Genomic DNA, 16666 nt, shown 5'->3' with positions numbered 1-16666 from the left:
TTCGGGTTATGAGCCCGACGAGCTACCAGACTGCTCCACCCCGCGTCAGAGAAATGCATCTTACCGCACTCACAAGGCGACGTCAAGCACTTGAGTAAAATTAGTTAATCAAGCACACAGACGCCCCTGCATATACCAAGCTTATTTGATATTGCTCTCAGCCTTGGCCTTGGCAATCACATCATTCATCACTTCGATCAGGCGCTCCGGTGTTGCTGGTGCCAGTGCATATTTGCCATTGACCACGATGGTTGGCGTCCCTTCGATATTGTATGCACGGGTGATCTGGCTGGCACGAGCTACCTGACTGTTAATGCCGAAGGAGTTGTAGGTCTGCATGAATTTGCTGACATTCACTCCAGGCTGCTTTTTCAGCCAGTCACTCAAGATCGCCGGGTCAGCCAGGTTGATTTTCTTCTGCATGACTGCATCAAACACCGGGCTGTTGAGCTTTTCCATCGAGCCGGTCACATTCAGCGTGGCAAACAGTCGGGCAAAGCCCTCCATCGGTTTCTGCCAGACAATCTGCTCACGGCGATAATCCACATACGCTGGTTTTTTCTTTTCCCAGGCGGTGATCAGCGGGTCAAGATGGAAACAATGAATGCAGGTATAGGAGAAGAATTCGATGACTTCGACTTTCTTAGGGTTCGCTACTGGCTGCGGTTTGCTCATCAGCATGTAGTCCTTACCCAGCTCGGACGCTGCACTGGCAGCACCACTCAGCAGCAGCAAGCCCATCATCAACCACTTTTTCATTTTTTGTCCTTTAAACGCTACGACGTTCACTCTGCCTTGACCACGGCAGCATTGATCCCATCCTGCTTGAGCTGGGAACGAATCCGGTCCACATCTTCTTGCTTGCTGAGCGGACCTACTCTCACCCGATGCACCATTCCCTTGTCAGCCAGCGACACGGACTGGATTTTGGCTTCCACACCCAGCAAGGCCAGCTTGGCCTTGAGGTTGTCGGCCTCGTTTTCATTCTGGAAAGAGCCCAGTTGCAGGTAGACCTTTTTGGCCGGAGCGGCCGTTGAAGGTTCCCGATCCTTGCCACTGGTTTTACCATCTGCGGGTACGGCATCTACCTGACCCGGCAGGATCTTGTAGAAATCGAATCGCTGTTCATCCTTGCTGCTGTTGGCAGCCGGAGCAGCCGGCTTGCTCTTGGCGGCTGGAGGCGTTGACGCCGGGGGCGGCACTTCGGCGGGCATGGGAGGTGCTGGCACAGCTTCGACTTTGGCCGGTGCCGAGGCTACTGGCGCCGCAGGCTGTACATCGGCGATCTTGGTGCCGGGCTCCAGTAGCTCGGTCGACGGAGCCGAGGCGGCTGTAGATGCATTCTTGTGATCCAGCTTTTCCAGGTTGGAGAAAGGAGTGGCGGAACGATTCAAATACATCGCCAGGCCAACGGCAACGGCAACACCGACAATCAGGCCGATGACAATACCTGCCACCATGCCACCGCCGCCGCTTTTGCCGGTAGTGCGCGCTCGCCCTGAGGACGATGAACGCGACGAATTCTTCACATCACGATTAGCCATGTACTACTACCATTTCCATGCAGTCAATCCGCTCATTATCTATTAAAACCCGGTGAAAATATATTTCACGGCATTATAAGGTCAATCCGCTGCGTCGCAGTTGAATGGCCTGCAGCATATGCTGTCGCCCCAGCCGCACACTGCCCTCCATATCTGCCACGGTGCGCGCAATGCGCAGTATCCGATGATAGCTTCTGGCGGACAAGCCAAGACGATCCAGCGCCTGCGCCAGCAAACCGAGGACGTCAGCACTGGCATGCAGATGACGCTCAAGCTCTGCCCCTGCCAGGCGGGCATTACAACAGCCTTGTCTATGCAACTGACGGTCTCTTGCTTGCTGTACGCGCAGGCGAATACTGCTACTGGCCTCGGCCGGGTGGTCACTGGTTAGCTCCGCCGCGCTGAGATTGGCCACTTGTACGTGCATGTCGATGCGATCCAGCAAGGGACCGGACAATTTACCGGCATAGCGAGCAATCTGCTCCGGGGTGCACTGGCAACGACCTGATGGCTGCCCCAGATAACCACAGGGGCAGGGATTCATGGCCGCGATCAGCTGAAAATCTGCCGGGAAGGTCGCTTGTCGGGCGGCACGGGAAATATGGATTACCTGCGACTCCAAAGGTTCACGCAATACTTCCAGCACTTTGCGTTCGAATTCGGGCAACTCATCCAGAAACAACACCCCGTGATGCGCCAGGCTGATTTCCCCCGGACGGGGATCAGACCCACCACCAACCAAGGCTACAGCCGAGGCCGTATGATGCGGCGCACGATAGGGTCGCTGCCGCCACTGTGCCGTGTGAAAGCCCTGTGAGCCCAGCGACTGGATGGCCGCAGTTTCCAAGGCCTGCTGATCATCCATGACAGGCAAAATGCCTGGCAGGCGGGATGCCAGCATGGACTTACCCGTTCCAGGAGGCCCCACCAGTAACAAGCTATGCCCGCCGGCAGCTGCGATTTCCAGCGCATGACGCGCGGCGAGCTGGCCTTTTACATCAGCCAGATCAGGATAAACGGGGCTGACGCTGTTCTGGTTGACCAGAAGGGGCTCACACAGCTGCACACCATTGAGATGGCCGCAAACCTGCAACAGGCTGTCGGCAGCATACACCCTACCCGACAACACCAGCGCGGCCTCCACCGCACTGTTATGCGGCAAGAAAAACATCCGGCCAGCCTGACTGGTCTGGCAGGCCATGGCCAATGCGCCGCGGATGTCTCGTAACTGTCCGCTGAGTGCCAACTCGCCGGCAAACTCATAGTCAGACAGCTGCGGGCACTGCAACTGACCGGCAGCTGCCAGAATACCAATGGCAATGGGAAGGTCGAAACGGCCGGAATCCTTGGGCAGGTCGGCCGGTGCCAGATTGACGGTAATGCGCCGAGCGGGAAATTCAAAACCGGAATTGATGATGGCAGCTCGCACGCGGTCTCGACTCTCCTTCACCTCGGTATCCGGCAGCCCAACGATGGTGAACTGCGGCAGCCCGTTGGCGAGGTGTACCTCGACCGCGACTTCCGGTGCCTGCAGGCCCGCCAGTGCGCGACTTGCGACAACGGCAAGCGCCATCGTCGGTCAGGAGTGACCCAGTTCGGCCTGAGCTTCGGTCTTAGCTTGGGCTTCTTCTGGGAAAAGCTGGTTTTCCAGCCGAGCCAGTCGCGCTTCCAGTGCAGTCAGCTTCTCGCGGGTACGGACCAATACTTCTTGCTGGACGTCAAACTCTTCCCGGGTCACCAGATCCATACGGGAAAAGGTCGATGCCATCATGGCCTTGATGTTCTTTTCGATATCCTTGGCCGGGCTGGCGGCAATGGTATCGCTGATCTTGGCGCTGATTTCCTCAAACAATTTCTGACTCAACATTTCAGCTCTCCTTGGACGGTGGGTTCGATGATCTGTGTTGAGTTTAGCAAAATCCCTCTCTCACTGCAGTTTTGCCCTGGCGCACCAAAGCGGTGCGGTCTATTTATGATAAATGCTCCGCCATGGTGCCAATGCCGAGTTTTCCTTGGTAAATGGTCGTTATTGCAAAGAAATTTCTTAGCTAATCGTCAGATAACAAGCTGGCACGGTTTGTGCAATGACCTGAATCAGCAAGGCAAATACACATCTGGGTCCATTACAAAGGAGTGAACATGAAACTGGTCACCGCCGTGATCAAGCCGTTCAAGCTTGATGAAGTACGTGAAGCGCTATCCGCCATCGGCGTACAAGGCATTACCGTCACGGAAGTAAAAGGCTTTGGTCGTCAGAAAGGCCACACCGAACTGTATCGCGGTGCCGAGTATGTCGTGGACTTTCTGCCGAAGGTAAAACTGGAAATCGCCATCGATGACAGTCTGCTCGACCAGGTGGTTGAGGCGATCGAGAAATCGGCACGCACCGGCAAAATCGGTGATGGCAAGATTTTTGTCTTCGACCTTGAACAAATCGTGCGGATCCGGACCGGGGAAACCGGTATCGACGCGGTTTAAGCCACGCTCAACAGGGGAAATGAAATGAATAAAAAACTTGCTGCATTGGGTACCGGCCTGCTGGCGCTGGCCCTCCCGGTCCTGGCGGATGCGCCGGCCGGCCCGGCCATGGCCGATTTCAAGGTCATCAACTCCGGCGATACCGCATGGATGCTGACTTCCACCGCGCTGGTGCTGTTCATGACCATTCCGGGTCTGGCACTGTTCTACGGCGGCATGGTCCGCAAGAAAAACGTGCTGGCCACACTGATGCAAAGCTTTGCCATCACCGCGCTGGTGACCGTGCTGTGGGCCGTCATCGGCTACAGCCTGGCCTTTACCGTGGGTAGCCCTTATCTGGGTGATCTGAGCCGCTTCCTGCTCAGTGGCATGGACTATCTGGCCGACACCAAGAAGGTTGCAGTGCACCCGTCGGCCGGAACCATCCCGGAGTCGGTATTCATGATGTTCCAGATGACCTTCGCCATTATTACTCCGGCGCTGATCACCGGTGCTTTTGCCGAACGCATGAAGTTTTCTGCCCTGCTGATCTTCACCGCGCTGTGGTCATTGCTGGTTTACGTACCGGTTGCTCACTGGGTATGGGCTCCGGGCGGCTGGATGGCTGACAAGGGCGTACTGGACTTTGCCGGTGGTACGGTCGTACATATCAACGCTGGTATTGCCGGCCTGATCTGCGCCCTGGTCATGGGCAAGCGTGTGGGTTTTGGCAAGGAAGCCATGCCGCCGCACAACCTTATTCTGACCCTGATTGGTGCTTCCATGCTGTGGGTGGGCTGGTTTGGCTTCAACGCTGGTTCTGCTGGTGCTGCCGACGGTCGTGCCGGTATGGCCATGGTGACCACACAGGTTGCCACGGGTATCGCAGCGCTGGCCTGGACCTTTGCTGAATGGATTCACAAGAAAAAGCCGTCGGTACTGGGTATTGCCTCTGGTGCCGTTGCTGGTCTGGTAGCCATCACGCCGGCTGCAGGTTTCGTGGATGTGAAAGGTGCGCTGATCATCGGTGCAGTAGCCGGTGTGGTCTGCTTCTGGGGTGCCACTGGCCTGAAACACATGCTGGGCTATGACGACTCGCTGGATGCTTTCGGTGTACACGGTGTTGGCGGTATCGTTGGTGCCCTGCTGACCGGGGTATTCGCGGTAAAGAGCATTGGCGGATCTGAAGGCAGCCTGGCAACACAGGCGCTGGGTGTAGGCGTAACCGTGGTGTACTGCGCCATCATCACCTTCGTCCTGCTCAAAGTGATTGATCTGGTAGTGGGTCTGCGTGTGGCCGAAGATGAAGAACGTGAAGGCCTGGACGTGGTTCTGCATGGCGAACGTGTGGAATAACAGCAGACTGATACTGATCTACTTGTTGTGGTAAGGGACTTAGGGGCGCTTCGGCGCCCTCTTTTTTTGTCTGCCATGCAGCCCATGTTCTGTTTTAGTGCAAAAAAAAGCACCGGATTTTCATCCGGTGCTGTTGTCTTGCTTGGTGTGGCTAACTGTTTACAGACCAGCGTCTGCGCGCAGGGCCTCGACCTTGTCGGTGCGTTCCCAGGTGAATTCCGGCTCTTCACGGCCAAAGTGGCCGTAAGCAGCGGTTTTACCGTAAATCGGACGCAGCAGGTCCAGCATCTGGATGATGCCTTTCGGACGCAGGTCGAAGTGTTTTTTCACCAGTTCCACGATCTTTTCGTTCGGGATCTTGTTGGTGCCGAAGGTATCCACCGCAATCGAGGTCGGCTCGGCTACGCCAATGGCGTAGGAGACCTGGATCTGGCACTGGCGTGCCAGGCCGGCGGCCACGATGTTCTTGGCCACGTAACGACCGGCATAGGCGGCCGAACGGTCTACCTTGGACGGATCCTTGCCGGAGAAGGCACCACCACCGTGCGGGGCTGCACCGCCGTAGGTATCGACAATGATCTTGCGGCCGGTCAGGCCGCAATCGCCCATCGGGCCGCCAATGACAAAGCGGCCGGTCGGGTTGACCAGGTACTTGGTTTCGGCAGTCAGCATTTCCGGCGGCAGCACCGGTTTGATGATGTCTTCGATGACAGCTTCGGTCAGCGTCTTGTGATCGATTTCCGGGCTGTGCTGGGTAGACAGCACCACGGTGTCGATGCGCTTGGGCAGACCGGTTTCACCGTCGTAGACGCAAGTGATCTGGCTCTTGGCATCCGGACGCAGCCACGGCAGGCGGCCATCCTTGCGCAGCTCGGCCTGGCGTTGTACCAGACGGTGTGCGTAATAGATGGGGAAAGGCATCAGCGTCGGGGTTTCGTCGCAGGCGTAGCCGAACATCAGGCCCTGGTCGCCAGCGCCCTGGTTCAGGTCCAGGCCTTCACCTTCGTTAACGCCCTGGGCGATGTCTTGCGACTGCTTGTCATAGCAGGCCATGACCGCGCAACCGTGGTAGTCGAAGCCCAGTTCGGAGTTGTCGTAGCCGATGCGCTTGATGGTTTCGCGTGCGACCTTGATGTAGTCGATATTGGCCGAAGTGGTGATCTCGCCGGCCAGTACTACCAGACCGGTATTCACCAGTGTTTCGGCAGCAACGCGAGCGTATTTGTCTTCGCGCAGGATGGCATCGAGGATGGCATCAGAGATTTGGTCGGCGACTTTGTCCGGATGGCCTTCCGATACCGACTCCGACGTAAACAGATATTCGCTCATTTGTTTGTTGATTCCCGAATAAAGCAAAACAGTGTGATGATAAAATAGGCCGCTTTACGATCACCACTGACGAAACCATGTCCAAGCTGGTCCAACTCATGTTGTCCTTGCTGGCGCGTTTGCCGCTGTCGTGGCTGCAAAGTCTCGGCGCCATACTGGGGCGGCTAACTTATCTCGCCTCCCCGCGCTATGCGCAAAGGATGAGAGATAATCTGGCGTCGAGTAAAATCTGTGAAAATTATCAGGTTTTACAAGGACTAGTCAAACAATCCGCACGAGAAACCGGCAAAGGTGCATTGGAATTGTCCATTGCCTGGTGTCGCGAACCGGAAGACATCGCTGCGCTGGTCAAGGCATGCCATGGCTGGCAGCACGTGGAAGCTGCCCTGCAGGCGGGTCACGGCATCGTGTTCGTTACTCCGCACCTGGGTAGCTACGATATTGCTGGTCGCTATATCAGCTCGCGCCTGCCCTTCCCGCTCACCGCCATGTATCGTCCTCCCAAGCTGAGCTGGCTGGAGCCGGTGATGCAGGCAGGTCGGGCCAGGGGCAAAGGCAAGACTGCGCCGGCCACCGGTGCAGGCGTCAGAATCCTGATGAAGGCACTCAAGTCGGGCGAGGCAACCATCATCCTGCCCGACCAGGTACCCGGTAATGGCGAGGGAGTGTGGGCGCCATTTTTTGGCAAGCCGGCCTACACCATGAGTCTGGTGCCGCGTCTGGCACAGGTGAGCGGTGTGGAGGTGTTGTTCTTTGTCGGCGAACGCCTGCCACACGGTGAGGGCTTTGTCGTGCATATCGAGTCCATGCCGCAGCCTTTCAGCGGGGACAAGGATGCCGACTGTGCCTTGCTCAACCACACTGTGGAAAACCTGATCCGCCGCTTCCCCAGCCAATACCTGTGGAGCTACAACCGTTACAAATGTCCGGCCGGCGTCACTCCGCCAGACCATCTGCAAGGAAACCCATGAAGATCGCTTTTGCCCTGTTATGGCTGATTCGCCTGCTGCCCATGTGGGCCATTGGCCTGCTGGCTGATGCCATTGGCCTGGTCGCTTACCACTTGGCAACAGATCGCCGCAAGGTTGGGTTGACCAATCTGCGGCTGTGTTTCCCGCAGATGACGGAAGCCGAGCGGATCAAGCTGGTCAAGGCCAATTTCGGTTTCATGATCCGGCTGGCACTGGAGTATGGCGTGGCCTGGTGGAGCTCGGCCGAGCGCATTCGCAAGCTGGTCACCATCAAGAATCTGCATATCGTGGAAGAGCTGCGTGCCAAGGGCGAGGATGTGATCCTGTTCTACCCGCACTTTGTCGGCTTTGAAATGTGCGTGTTTGCGCTCAATCAGGTGTTGCCGCTGGTCAGTGTATATTCACAGCAGAAAAACGACACCCTGGACGCGCAGATCTATGCTGGCCGCCAGCGCTATGACAACTGCTACATCGTGCCGCGCAACGAAGGCCTGCGCTCCATCATCAAGGCCATGCGCAAGGAGCACACTCCCTTCCTTTATCTGCCGGATCAGGATTTTGGTGCCCGCGACTCGGTCTTCGTGAAATTCTTTGAAAAGGACGCGGCGACCATTACCGGTTTGTCGCGCATCAGCAAGCTGGCCAAGGCGCGCGTGGTGCCCTTGATTGCACGCCGCGTGGGTAATCGCTTTGAGCTGGAATTTTATCCGGCATGGGAGAATTACCCGACGGAGGATGTCGTGGCCGATACCCGCCGCATGAATGCCTTTCTGGAAGAGCGCATCCGCGAGATACCCAGCCAGTATTTCTGGCTGCACAAACGCTTCAAGACCCGCCCGGAAGGCGAGGAGCGCATCTATTGATGCGGCGATACAGCAGACTTGCTTGATGACAGACAGCCCGGCTTCATGCCGGGTTTTTCTTGTCCATCGCAGAGCCATGTCCTGCGGATATTTCCTGCCGGTCCCGCAGACAGCGGGCTGCCACTGTGGGCCAATCAGCTGACTACAGCAGCAGGCCATCACTTGCACAATAAAAAACCCGGCCAGGGCCGGGTTGTTCTGCAAAACCGTTCTTGTTAACTGCTGCGTTTCTTCCAGAAGGTCTGATAGACAAACCCCGGAAAGGCAAACACCAGAAACAAGGCTACCGTCGTCACGTAAAACTGCCAGTGCTGCGGCTGGACCGGCATCTGCCGCGCTTCCAGAAAGCGCGCAAACACACCGACCAGCACAAACAGCACCAGCAGTTCCAGCAAGCGCCAGCCGAAGTGCTTGTTACTCATGCGGATGACGCCTCCCAGACGCTGGGTCAGGAAGGGCAGATTGGCTGCCACAAAGGCGACAATCAACAAAGTAGCAACACTGGCTTGCATGCTGGCAGCTTTCCTATCAGATAACGGTGAGCGACTGCTTCATCGCCTGAATGCACAATTCGATCACACGCTCCGGCAGCATGCCCAGCACCAGCAATGCCACGGCATTGATGGACAGCACCAGCTTCATGTCGGCACGCATCACGATGGCCGAGGTGTCCTGGGCTTCATCAAAGTAGATGTTCTTCACGACACGCAGGTAGTAGAAGGCGCCGATCAGCGACATCATCACGGCAATGATGGCCAGCCAGTACAGGTGAATGTCCACGATCGCCTTGATCACGGCGAACTTGGCGTAGAAACCTGCCAGCGGCGGCACACCGGCCATGGAGAACATGGTCAGCAGCATCAGCAGGGCATACCAGCTGTTGCGGCTGTTCAGACCCTTCAGATCGTCCAGGGTTTCACATTCGAAACCGGCACGGGACAGACCCAGCAGGATGCCGAAGCTCACCATGGACATCAGCACGTAGATCAGCGAGTAGAACAGTGCAGCGGCATAGCCATCCGGCGTACCAGCCAGCAGGCCGAGCAGCAGGAAGCCCATGTGCGAGATGGTGGAGTAAGCCAGCATGCGCTTGATATTGGTCTGGGCAATGGCGGTGATGTTACCGATGGCCATCGACAGTACGGCAACCAGTGCCAGCATCGCTTGCCAGTCCGCCACCATGGCCTCCATGCCCTGCACCAGGATGCGCAGCACGAAGACAAAAGCGGCCAGTTTGGGCGCAGCACCCACCATCAGGGTCACGGCAGTGGCCGAACCCTGGTACACATCCGGTACCCACATGTGGAAGGGGACCGTGCCAAGCTTGAAGCACAGGCCAGCCACAATGAACACCAGGCCGAACACCAGCAGCATGTCATTGGCGGTATGCAGCTTGATGGCCTTGGCCACCAAGGCCAGGTCCAGCGTGCCGGTGGCACCGTAGATCATGGAAATACCGTACAGCAGCAGGCCGGAGGCCAGCGCGCCCAGTACGAAGTATTTCATGGCAGCTTCGGTTGCCTTCACTTCATCACGTTGCAAGGCGATCAGCGAGTACAGCGACAGCGACAGCAGTTCCAGGCCCATGTAGAGCGACAGGAAATGTGAAGCCGACACCATGATGTTCATCCCCAGCAGGGCAAACAGCGCCAGGGAGAAGAACTCGCCACGCAGCAGACCGCGGTCGGCAATGTACTGACGGCTGTACACCAGCACCATGGCGGTGCTGCCATACATGGCCAGTTTTACCAGACTGGACAAGGCATCGCTGACAAACATGCCAGAGAAGGTATGTACCGGTACGGCCGAATAGGTTTGTACCTGCAATACCGCACAGCCTGCCAGCGTCAGCAAGGCCAGACCGTAATGCAGGCCGCGCTTTGCATCCGAAATGAAAGCATCGAGCATGAGGATGACCAGTATTGCCACGGACATGAACAGTTCGGGCAAGGCAGGCATCAGGTTCAGATCAGCCCAATTCATTATGTTTTCCTTATGGCCTTAGAGCTTGGTCTGCGCAACATGCGCAATCAGGTCATTCACCGACAGGTGCATCTTTTCGACGAAGCCTTGCGGGTACAGACCCATGCCCAGCACTGCAATGGCCAACACGGCCAGCACCAGGAATTCGCGTTTGTTCACATCAGCCATTTCTTCCACATGGTGATTGCTCACCTCACCAAAGATCACCCGCTTGTACATCCACAGGGTGTAGGCAGCGCCGAAGATCAGGGTGGTGGCAGCCAGGGCGGCATACCAGAAGTTCACCTGAACCGCACCCATGATCACCATGAATTCACCAGCAAAGCCGGAAGTCGCCGGCAAACCGGAGTTGGCCATGGCAAACAGCATCATGAAGGCAGCAAAGATCGGCATTTTGTTGGCCACACCACCGTAATCGGCAATGTTGCGGCTGTGTACACGGTCATACATCACACCGATGCAGAAGAACATGCCGGCGGAAACAAAGCCGTGCGACACCATCTGCACCAACGCACCTTCCACGGCCCACTGGTTCAGGTGCGAACCGGTGAACATGAACAGACCGAGGGTAACAAAACCCATGTGGGAAATGGAGGAGTAAGCCACCAGTTTCTTCATGTCGCTCTGCACCAGCGCTACCAGACCGATATACACAACAGCTACCAGCGACAGTGCCACCATGATCCACGACAGTTCGCGTGCGGCATCCGGCAGGATGGGGAGAGCAAACCGCAGGAAACCGTAGGCACCAATCTTCAGGGTGATGGCAGCCAGCACCATGGAACCGCCGGTCGGCGCTTCCACGTGGGCATCAGGCAACCAGGTGTGGACCGGCCACATCGGCACCTTCACCGCAAACGACAGGAAGAAGGCGATGAACAGCAGGATCTGCACGTTCAGCGGAATCTTGGCAATTGCCTGGAAAGCCTGGATGTCGAAGGTCTTGCCAGCCTGGAAGTACAGGTAGATCAAGGCCACCAGCATCAGCAGCGAGCCGAGCAGGGTGTACAGGAAGAACTTGAAGGACGCATACACACGGCGCGGACCACCCCAGACACCGATGATGAGATACATCGGGATCAGCATGCCTTCAAAGAAGACATAGAACAGGATGGCATCCAGTGCGGCAAAGGCACCGTTGATCAGGCCGGACATGATCAGGAAGGCGGCCATGTACTGCGCCGGGCGCTTCTGGATCACCTGCCAGCCAGCCAGTACCACCATCAGGGTGGTAAAGCTGTTGAGGATGACGAACAGCATGGATATGCCGTCCACGCCCAGGTGGTACTGGATGCCAAAGGAGGCAATCCACGGCTTCACTTCCTCGAACTGCATGCCGCCGTTCAGGTTGTCGAAGCCGGTAAACAGCGGCAGAGACAGCAGGAAACCGATCAAGGCACCGGCTACTGCCAGCCAGCGGGCCAGGTTGGCCCGTTGGTCTCCTCCCGTAGCCAGCACCAGCAACCCGGCCACGATGGGGGCCCAGATCACCAGACTTAACTGATTTGTGAACATAGTCAAAACCTAAGTAGTTATTCCAATTCCAGAGGTCTGGGCCTTAGCGCAGGATGATCTGCGAGAACCACAGCGTCATCAGTGCCAGCACGCCGATAATCATGGTCATGGCGTAGCTGTAGATGAAACCGGTCTGCAGCTTGCGTACCAGCTTGGAGAAGGTTCCCACCAGCTTGGCTGCACCATTCACCACCAGGCCATCGATCAGCAGCATGTCACCCACCTTCCAGAAGAAGGTACCCAGGGCGCGCGAGCCCTTGGCAAACACGGCATAGTACAGCTCGTCCAGGTAGTACTTGTTTTCCAGTACCTGGTTGATGAAGCTGAACTTCTGCTTGATGGCGGCCGGGATTTGCGGAGCCTTCATATAGAAGAACCAGGCTGTCACCACACCGGCCAGGGCCAGCAGGAAAGGCAGCGAGGTAAAGGCATGCATGCCCATGGCGCTGGCGCCGTGGAATTCATGTGCCAGTTCTTCCAGTGCCGGGTGTGCCTCGCTGTGAATCGCGATGACCCCCTTGAAGAAGGAACCATAAACCAGCGGTTCAATGGCAAAGAAACCAACCAGTACCGACGGAATGGCCAACAGCACCAGCGGCAGGGTCACCACCCACGGCGATTCATGCGGCTTGTCATTCGGACCCAGACCATGGTGGTGGTCGTGGTCATCGTGACCGTGATGGTGATCATCTTTTTTCTCCATCCAGCGTTCCTTGCCATGGAAGACCAGGAAGTACATGCGGAAGGAGTAGAAGGCAGTCACGAACACGCCAGCAATCACGGCGAAGTAGGCAAAACCGGCTGCCGGCAAGTGCGACAGCTGTACCGCTTCAATAATGGAGTCTTTGGAATAGAAACCGGAGAAGAACGGCGTACCGATCAGCGCCAGCGAACCCAGCAGCGAAGTCAGCCAGGTAATCGGCATGTACTTGCGCAGGCCGCCCATATTGCGCATGTCCTGATCATGGTGCATGCCCATGATGACGGAACCGGCGCCAAGGAACAGCAGGGCCTTGAAGAAGGCGTGGGTCATTACGTGGAACATGGCAACCGGGTAGGCCGAAGCACCCAGGGCAACTGTCATGTAACCCAGCTGCGACAGGGTGGAATAAGCCACCACGCGCTTGATGTCGTTCTGCACGATACCAAGGAAGCCCATGAACAGCGCGGTAATGGAGCCAGCGACCAGCACCACGTTCAGCGCGGTGTCGGACATTTCAAACAGCGGGCTCATGCGCGACACCATGAAGATACCAGCCGTCACCATGGTGGCAGCGTGGATCAGCGCGGAGATCGGAGTCGGGCCTTCCATCGAGTCCGGCAGCCATACGTGCAGCGGGAACTGAGCCGACTTACCCATGGCACCGATGAACAGCAGGATGCAGGTAACAGTCAGCAGCGACCAGTCACAGCCCGGGATGATCTGGATGGTCTTGCTGGCCAGTGCCGGCGCTGCAGCGAATACATCGCTGTAGTTCAGCGAACCGCCGAAGTAAGCCAGTACCAGGCCGATACCCAGCAGGAAACCGAAGTCGCCCACGCGGTTGACCAGGAAGGCCTTCAGGTTGGCGTAGATCGCAGTCGGACGCTTGAACCAGAAACCGATCAGCAGGTAGGACACCAGGCCCACTGCTTCCCAACCGAAGAACAGCTGGATGAAGTTGTTGCTCATCACCAGCATCAGCATCGAGAAGGTAAACAGCGAGATATAGCTGAAGAAGCGCTGATAGCCCGGATCTTCCTGCATGTAGCCGATGGTGTAGATATGCACCATCAGCGACACGAAGGTGACCACCACCAGCATCATTGCCGTCAGCGAATCCACCAGGAAGCCGACGGAGAACTCGTAGCCACCGACAGTCAGCCAGGTATAGACCGGCGCGTTGAAGACTTCTGCCTGCCCGCTAAGGAAGGCATAAAGTACCTTGAAGGACAGGGCTGCCGAGACTGCCACGCCGAGAATCGTCACGACGTGAGAAGCGCGGCGGCCGATTGCCCATCCAAACAAGCCTGCGATGATGGATCCCACCAGTGGTGAGAGCGCAATCAGCAGGTATAAGCTTTTCATATCCATGCTTGTGTGCTTTGTAGTTTGGTAACCGGTTTGCCTTAGCCCTTGAGGCTGCCCAGGTCTTCAACGTTGATGGTCCGCATATTGCGGAACAGCACCACCAGAATGGCCAGACCAATGGCCGACTCTGCCGCTGCTACCGTCAGGATGAAGAATACGAAAATCTGGCCTGCTGTATCGGACAGGTAATGCGAGAAGGCAATGAAGTTGAAATTCACTGCCAGCAGCATCAGTTCGATGGCCATCAACAGCACGATCAGGTTCTTCCGGTTCAGGAAAATCCCCAGCACGCTGATGGCAAACAGGATTGCGGCCAGCACCAGGAAGTGAGTTAGTGTCAGCACATTTCCTCCCTTATGTTGTTCGGCCGTCAGGCCTGTTGCTCACCGGACTCGGCAGTATCGGCCGCTTCCACATTTTTTTCGGCTTGCATCTTCACGATGCGCACACGGTCCTGACTGCGAACCTTGACCTGATCTGCTGCGTCCACCACCTTGGTGTCCTTGCGGCTACGCTGGGTCAGACCGATGGCAGCCACCATGGCCACCAGCAGTACGACAGCAGCCAGTTCGAAGGGCAACAGGTAGGTGGTATACAGCTGGCGACCCAGTACCTTGACATTGCTGGCATCAGCCGCCAGCGCCGCACCGGCCTTGTAGTCGGCCAGGCCGGTATGCGGATTGGTCAGGATCAGCACCATTTCGAAGGCCATGATCAGGCCAACGGTGGCGGCCACCGGGAGATTGCGCCAGAAACCTTCGCGCAGTTTCTCCACGTTGATGTCCAGCATCATCACCACGAACAGGAACAGCACCATCACCGCGCCCACATAGACCAGCACCAGGGTAATGGCCAGGAACTCGGACTGCAGCAGCAGCCAGTGGCCCGAACTGGTAAAGAAAGCCAGCACCAAGTACAACACGGCGTGAACCGGGTTCTTGGCAGTGACCACCCGTATCGCCGCGAACAGCAAAATGGCGGACAGGATGTAGAAAATAACCGTAGTCATGCTCATGAAGCCCCCTTAGCGGTACTTGGCATCCGCTGCCTTATTGGCAGCGATTTCGGCCTCGTACTTGTCGCCAACCGCCAGCAACATCGGCTTGGTGTAGTACAGGTCGCCACGTTTTTCACCGTGGTATTCAAAGATATGTGTTTCCACAATCGCGTCCACAGGGCAGGCTTCTTCGCAGAAACCGCAGAAGATGCACTTGGTCAGGTCGATGTCGTAGCGGGAAGTACGGCGAGTGCCGTCTTCACGCTGCTCCGATTCGATCGATATGGCCATTGCCGGGCACACGGCCTCGCACAACTTACAGGCAATGCAACGCTCTTCGCCGTTGGCGTAGCGGCGCTGCGCATGCAGGCCACGGAAGCGCGGGGAAATGGGCGTCTTCTCTTCCGGAAACTGGACGGTGATCTTGCGGGCAAAGAAATAACGCCCGGTCAGCATCAAACCCTTGACCAGTTCCACCAGCAGGAAGGTTTTGAAAAAGTTGCGAATCGTATCCATGTTCTTTACCTATCCCCTCAGTTCCACAGCGACAGCGGGGTCATCATCCAGATCCCCAGCACCAGGATCCACACCAGGGTGACCGGGATGAACACCTTCCAGCCCAAACGCATGATCTGGTCATAGCGATAACGCGGGAAAGTCGCACGGAACCACAGGAAGCAGAACAGCACAAACGCCATCTTGACCGCCAGCCAGAAGAAGCCACCGGCACCCAGCAGGCCCCAGCTTGCCGGGAAGGGCGACAGCCAGCCACCCAGGAACAGGATGGAAGTCAGCGCCGATACCAGAATCATGTTGGCGTATTCAGCCAGGAAGAACACCGCAAATGCCATGCCGGAGTATTCCACGTGGAAACCGGCCACGATTTCGGATTCACCTTCTGCCACGTCAAACGGTGCGCGGTTGGTTTCAGCAACGCCGGAGATCAGGTAGACGATGAACAGCGGGAACAGCGGCAGCCAGTTCCAGGAGAACAGCGAACCACCGGCCATGCCGTGAGCCTGCTGCTTGACGATATCAACCAGGTTCAGGCTGCTGGACACCATCAATACCCCGACCAGCGCAAAGCCCATGGCCAGTTCGTAGGAAACGATCTGGGCCGCGGAACGCATGGCACCAAGGAAGGAGTACTTGGAGTTACCGGCCCAGCCGGCGACGATGATGCCGTATACACCGATGGACGACAGCGCCAGGATGTACAGCAGCGAGGCGTTGATATTGGCCAGCACCAAGGTGTCACTGAAGGGAATCACGGCCCAGGCAGCAAGTGCCGGGCCAATGGCCAGCACCGGAGCCAGCAGGAACAAGCCCTTGCTGGACTGCGCCGGCAGAATGATTTCCTTCATCAACAGCTTCAGGCCGTCAGCCAGTGGCTGCAGCAGACCCAAGGGACCAACCCGGTTGGGGCCGATACGGATCTGCATGTAGCCGATTACCTTGCGTTCAAAGTAAGTCAGATACGCGACAGCAATCATCATCGGCGCCACGATGGCGATGATCTTGAGCAGGGTCCACACCGTGAGCCCCGCTTCATTACCGAGAATGCCTTGCAAGAACTCCAT

At 57.1% G+C, this 16666-nt stretch carries 17 protein-coding genes; 4 read left to right on the top strand and 13 right to left on the bottom strand.

What is annotated here, in order from left to right:
• Window positions 1-141: 141 nt before the first annotated feature.
• The 4 genes from EAY64_RS18215 to EAY64_RS18200 form a co-directional block, all read right to left on the bottom strand.
• The gene (locus tag EAY64_RS18215) at window positions 142-759 is read right to left on the bottom strand and encodes a thiol:disulfide interchange protein DsbA/DsbL (RefSeq protein WP_103526140.1); all 618 of its coding nucleotides are present in this window, start codon (window positions 757-759) and stop codon (window positions 142-144) included.
• A 26-nt stretch (window positions 760-785) separates the two neighbouring features.
• Window positions 786-1544, bottom strand: a complete 759-nt coding sequence (locus tag EAY64_RS18210) for an SPOR domain-containing protein (RefSeq protein ID WP_103526139.1) — start codon at window positions 1542-1544, stop codon at window positions 786-788.
• Window positions 1545-1617: 73 nt separating this feature from the next.
• On the bottom strand, window positions 1618-3117 hold the full coding sequence (locus EAY64_RS18205; RefSeq protein ID WP_103526138.1) for a YifB family Mg chelatase-like AAA ATPase: 1500 nt from the start codon (window positions 3115-3117) through the stop codon (window positions 1618-1620).
• A 6-nt stretch (window positions 3118-3123) separates the two neighbouring features.
• Window positions 3124-3411 (bottom strand): accessory factor UbiK family protein, encoded by a 288-nt coding sequence (locus tag EAY64_RS18200; protein ID WP_059284834.1) that lies wholly within the window; start codon window positions 3409-3411, stop codon window positions 3124-3126.
• A 272-nt stretch (window positions 3412-3683) separates the two neighbouring features.
• Here EAY64_RS18200 and glnK point away from each other — a divergent pair, with 272 nt between their 5' ends.
• A complete protein-coding gene (gene glnK, locus EAY64_RS18195) occupies window positions 3684-4022 on the top strand; it encodes a P-II family nitrogen regulator (RefSeq protein WP_059284833.1) in 339 nt (112 codons plus the stop codon).
• 24 nt (window positions 4023-4046) lie between these two features.
• A complete protein-coding gene (locus EAY64_RS18190; protein WP_103526137.1) occupies window positions 4047-5357 on the top strand; it encodes an ammonium transporter in 1311 nt (436 codons plus the stop codon).
• A 159-nt stretch (window positions 5358-5516) separates the two neighbouring features.
• Here EAY64_RS18190 and metK read toward each other — a convergent pair whose 3' ends face one another.
• Entirely contained in the window at window positions 5517-6686 is a 1170-nt protein-coding gene (gene metK, locus EAY64_RS18185) for a methionine adenosyltransferase (RefSeq protein ID WP_059284832.1), read from the bottom strand.
• A 77-nt stretch (window positions 6687-6763) separates the two neighbouring features.
• On the opposite strand from metK, the gene EAY64_RS18180 reads away from it, so the two are divergent.
• Both EAY64_RS18180 and EAY64_RS18175 read left to right on the top strand, forming a co-directional pair.
• A complete protein-coding gene (locus tag EAY64_RS18180) occupies window positions 6764-7657 on the top strand; it encodes a lysophospholipid acyltransferase family protein (protein ID WP_103526136.1) in 894 nt (297 codons plus the stop codon).
• Window positions 7654-8520 (top strand): lipid A biosynthesis lauroyl acyltransferase, encoded by an 867-nt coding sequence (locus EAY64_RS18175; protein ID WP_103526135.1) that lies wholly within the window; start codon window positions 7654-7656, stop codon window positions 8518-8520. The genes EAY64_RS18180 and EAY64_RS18175 overlap by 4 nt, the downstream gene beginning before the upstream one ends.
• 215 nt (window positions 8521-8735) lie before the next feature.
• On the opposite strand, the gene EAY64_RS18170 is transcribed toward EAY64_RS18175, so the two are convergent.
• The 8 genes from EAY64_RS18170 to nuoH are packed head-to-tail and all read right to left on the bottom strand — an operon-like array spanning window position 8736 to window position 16666.
• Window positions 8736-9032 (bottom strand): DUF2818 family protein, encoded by a 297-nt coding sequence (locus EAY64_RS18170; protein ID WP_103526134.1) that lies wholly within the window; start codon window positions 9030-9032, stop codon window positions 8736-8738.
• 16 nt (window positions 9033-9048) lie between these two features.
• The gene (gene nuoN, locus EAY64_RS18165; protein ID WP_103526133.1) at window positions 9049-10503 is read right to left on the bottom strand and encodes an NADH-quinone oxidoreductase subunit NuoN; all 1455 of its coding nucleotides are present in this window, start codon (window positions 10501-10503) and stop codon (window positions 9049-9051) included.
• An 18-nt stretch (window positions 10504-10521) separates the two neighbouring features.
• Complete coding sequence (locus tag EAY64_RS18160; protein ID WP_103526132.1) at window positions 10522-12018, bottom strand: NADH-quinone oxidoreductase subunit M; 1497 nt, start codon at window positions 12016-12018, stop codon at window positions 10522-10524.
• Window positions 12019-12061: 43 nt separating this feature from the next.
• Window positions 12062-14092 carry an NADH-quinone oxidoreductase subunit L gene (gene nuoL / locus EAY64_RS18155; RefSeq protein WP_103526131.1) on the bottom strand — a complete coding sequence of 677 codons (2031 nt, stop codon included), beginning with the start codon at window positions 14090-14092 and terminating at the stop codon, window positions 12062-12064.
• A gap of 35 nt (window positions 14093-14127) precedes the next feature.
• Window positions 14128-14433, bottom strand: coding sequence for an NADH-quinone oxidoreductase subunit NuoK (gene nuoK / locus EAY64_RS18150; protein ID WP_045847642.1), 306 nt, complete (start codon window positions 14431-14433; stop codon window positions 14128-14130).
• Between the two features lie 26 nt (window positions 14434-14459).
• The gene (locus EAY64_RS18145; protein ID WP_103526130.1) at window positions 14460-15104 is read right to left on the bottom strand and encodes an NADH-quinone oxidoreductase subunit J; all 645 of its coding nucleotides are present in this window, start codon (window positions 15102-15104) and stop codon (window positions 14460-14462) included.
• 9 nt (window positions 15105-15113) lie between these two features.
• A complete protein-coding gene (nuoI, locus tag EAY64_RS18140; RefSeq protein ID WP_197077215.1) occupies window positions 15114-15593 on the bottom strand; it encodes an NADH-quinone oxidoreductase subunit NuoI in 480 nt (159 codons plus the stop codon).
• A 26-nt stretch (window positions 15594-15619) separates the two neighbouring features.
• Window positions 15620-16666, bottom strand: a complete 1047-nt coding sequence (gene nuoH, locus EAY64_RS18135) for an NADH-quinone oxidoreductase subunit NuoH (protein WP_103526129.1) — start codon at window positions 16664-16666, stop codon at window positions 15620-15622.

Origin of the sequence: Aquitalea palustris, from assembly GCF_003693445.1 — a bacterium.
Taxonomy (GTDB): domain Bacteria; phylum Pseudomonadota; class Gammaproteobacteria; order Burkholderiales; family Chromobacteriaceae; genus Aquitalea; species Aquitalea palustris.
The sequence above is the reverse complement of the archived record's forward strand: the minus strand, read 5'-3'. Positions and strand labels throughout refer to the sequence as shown.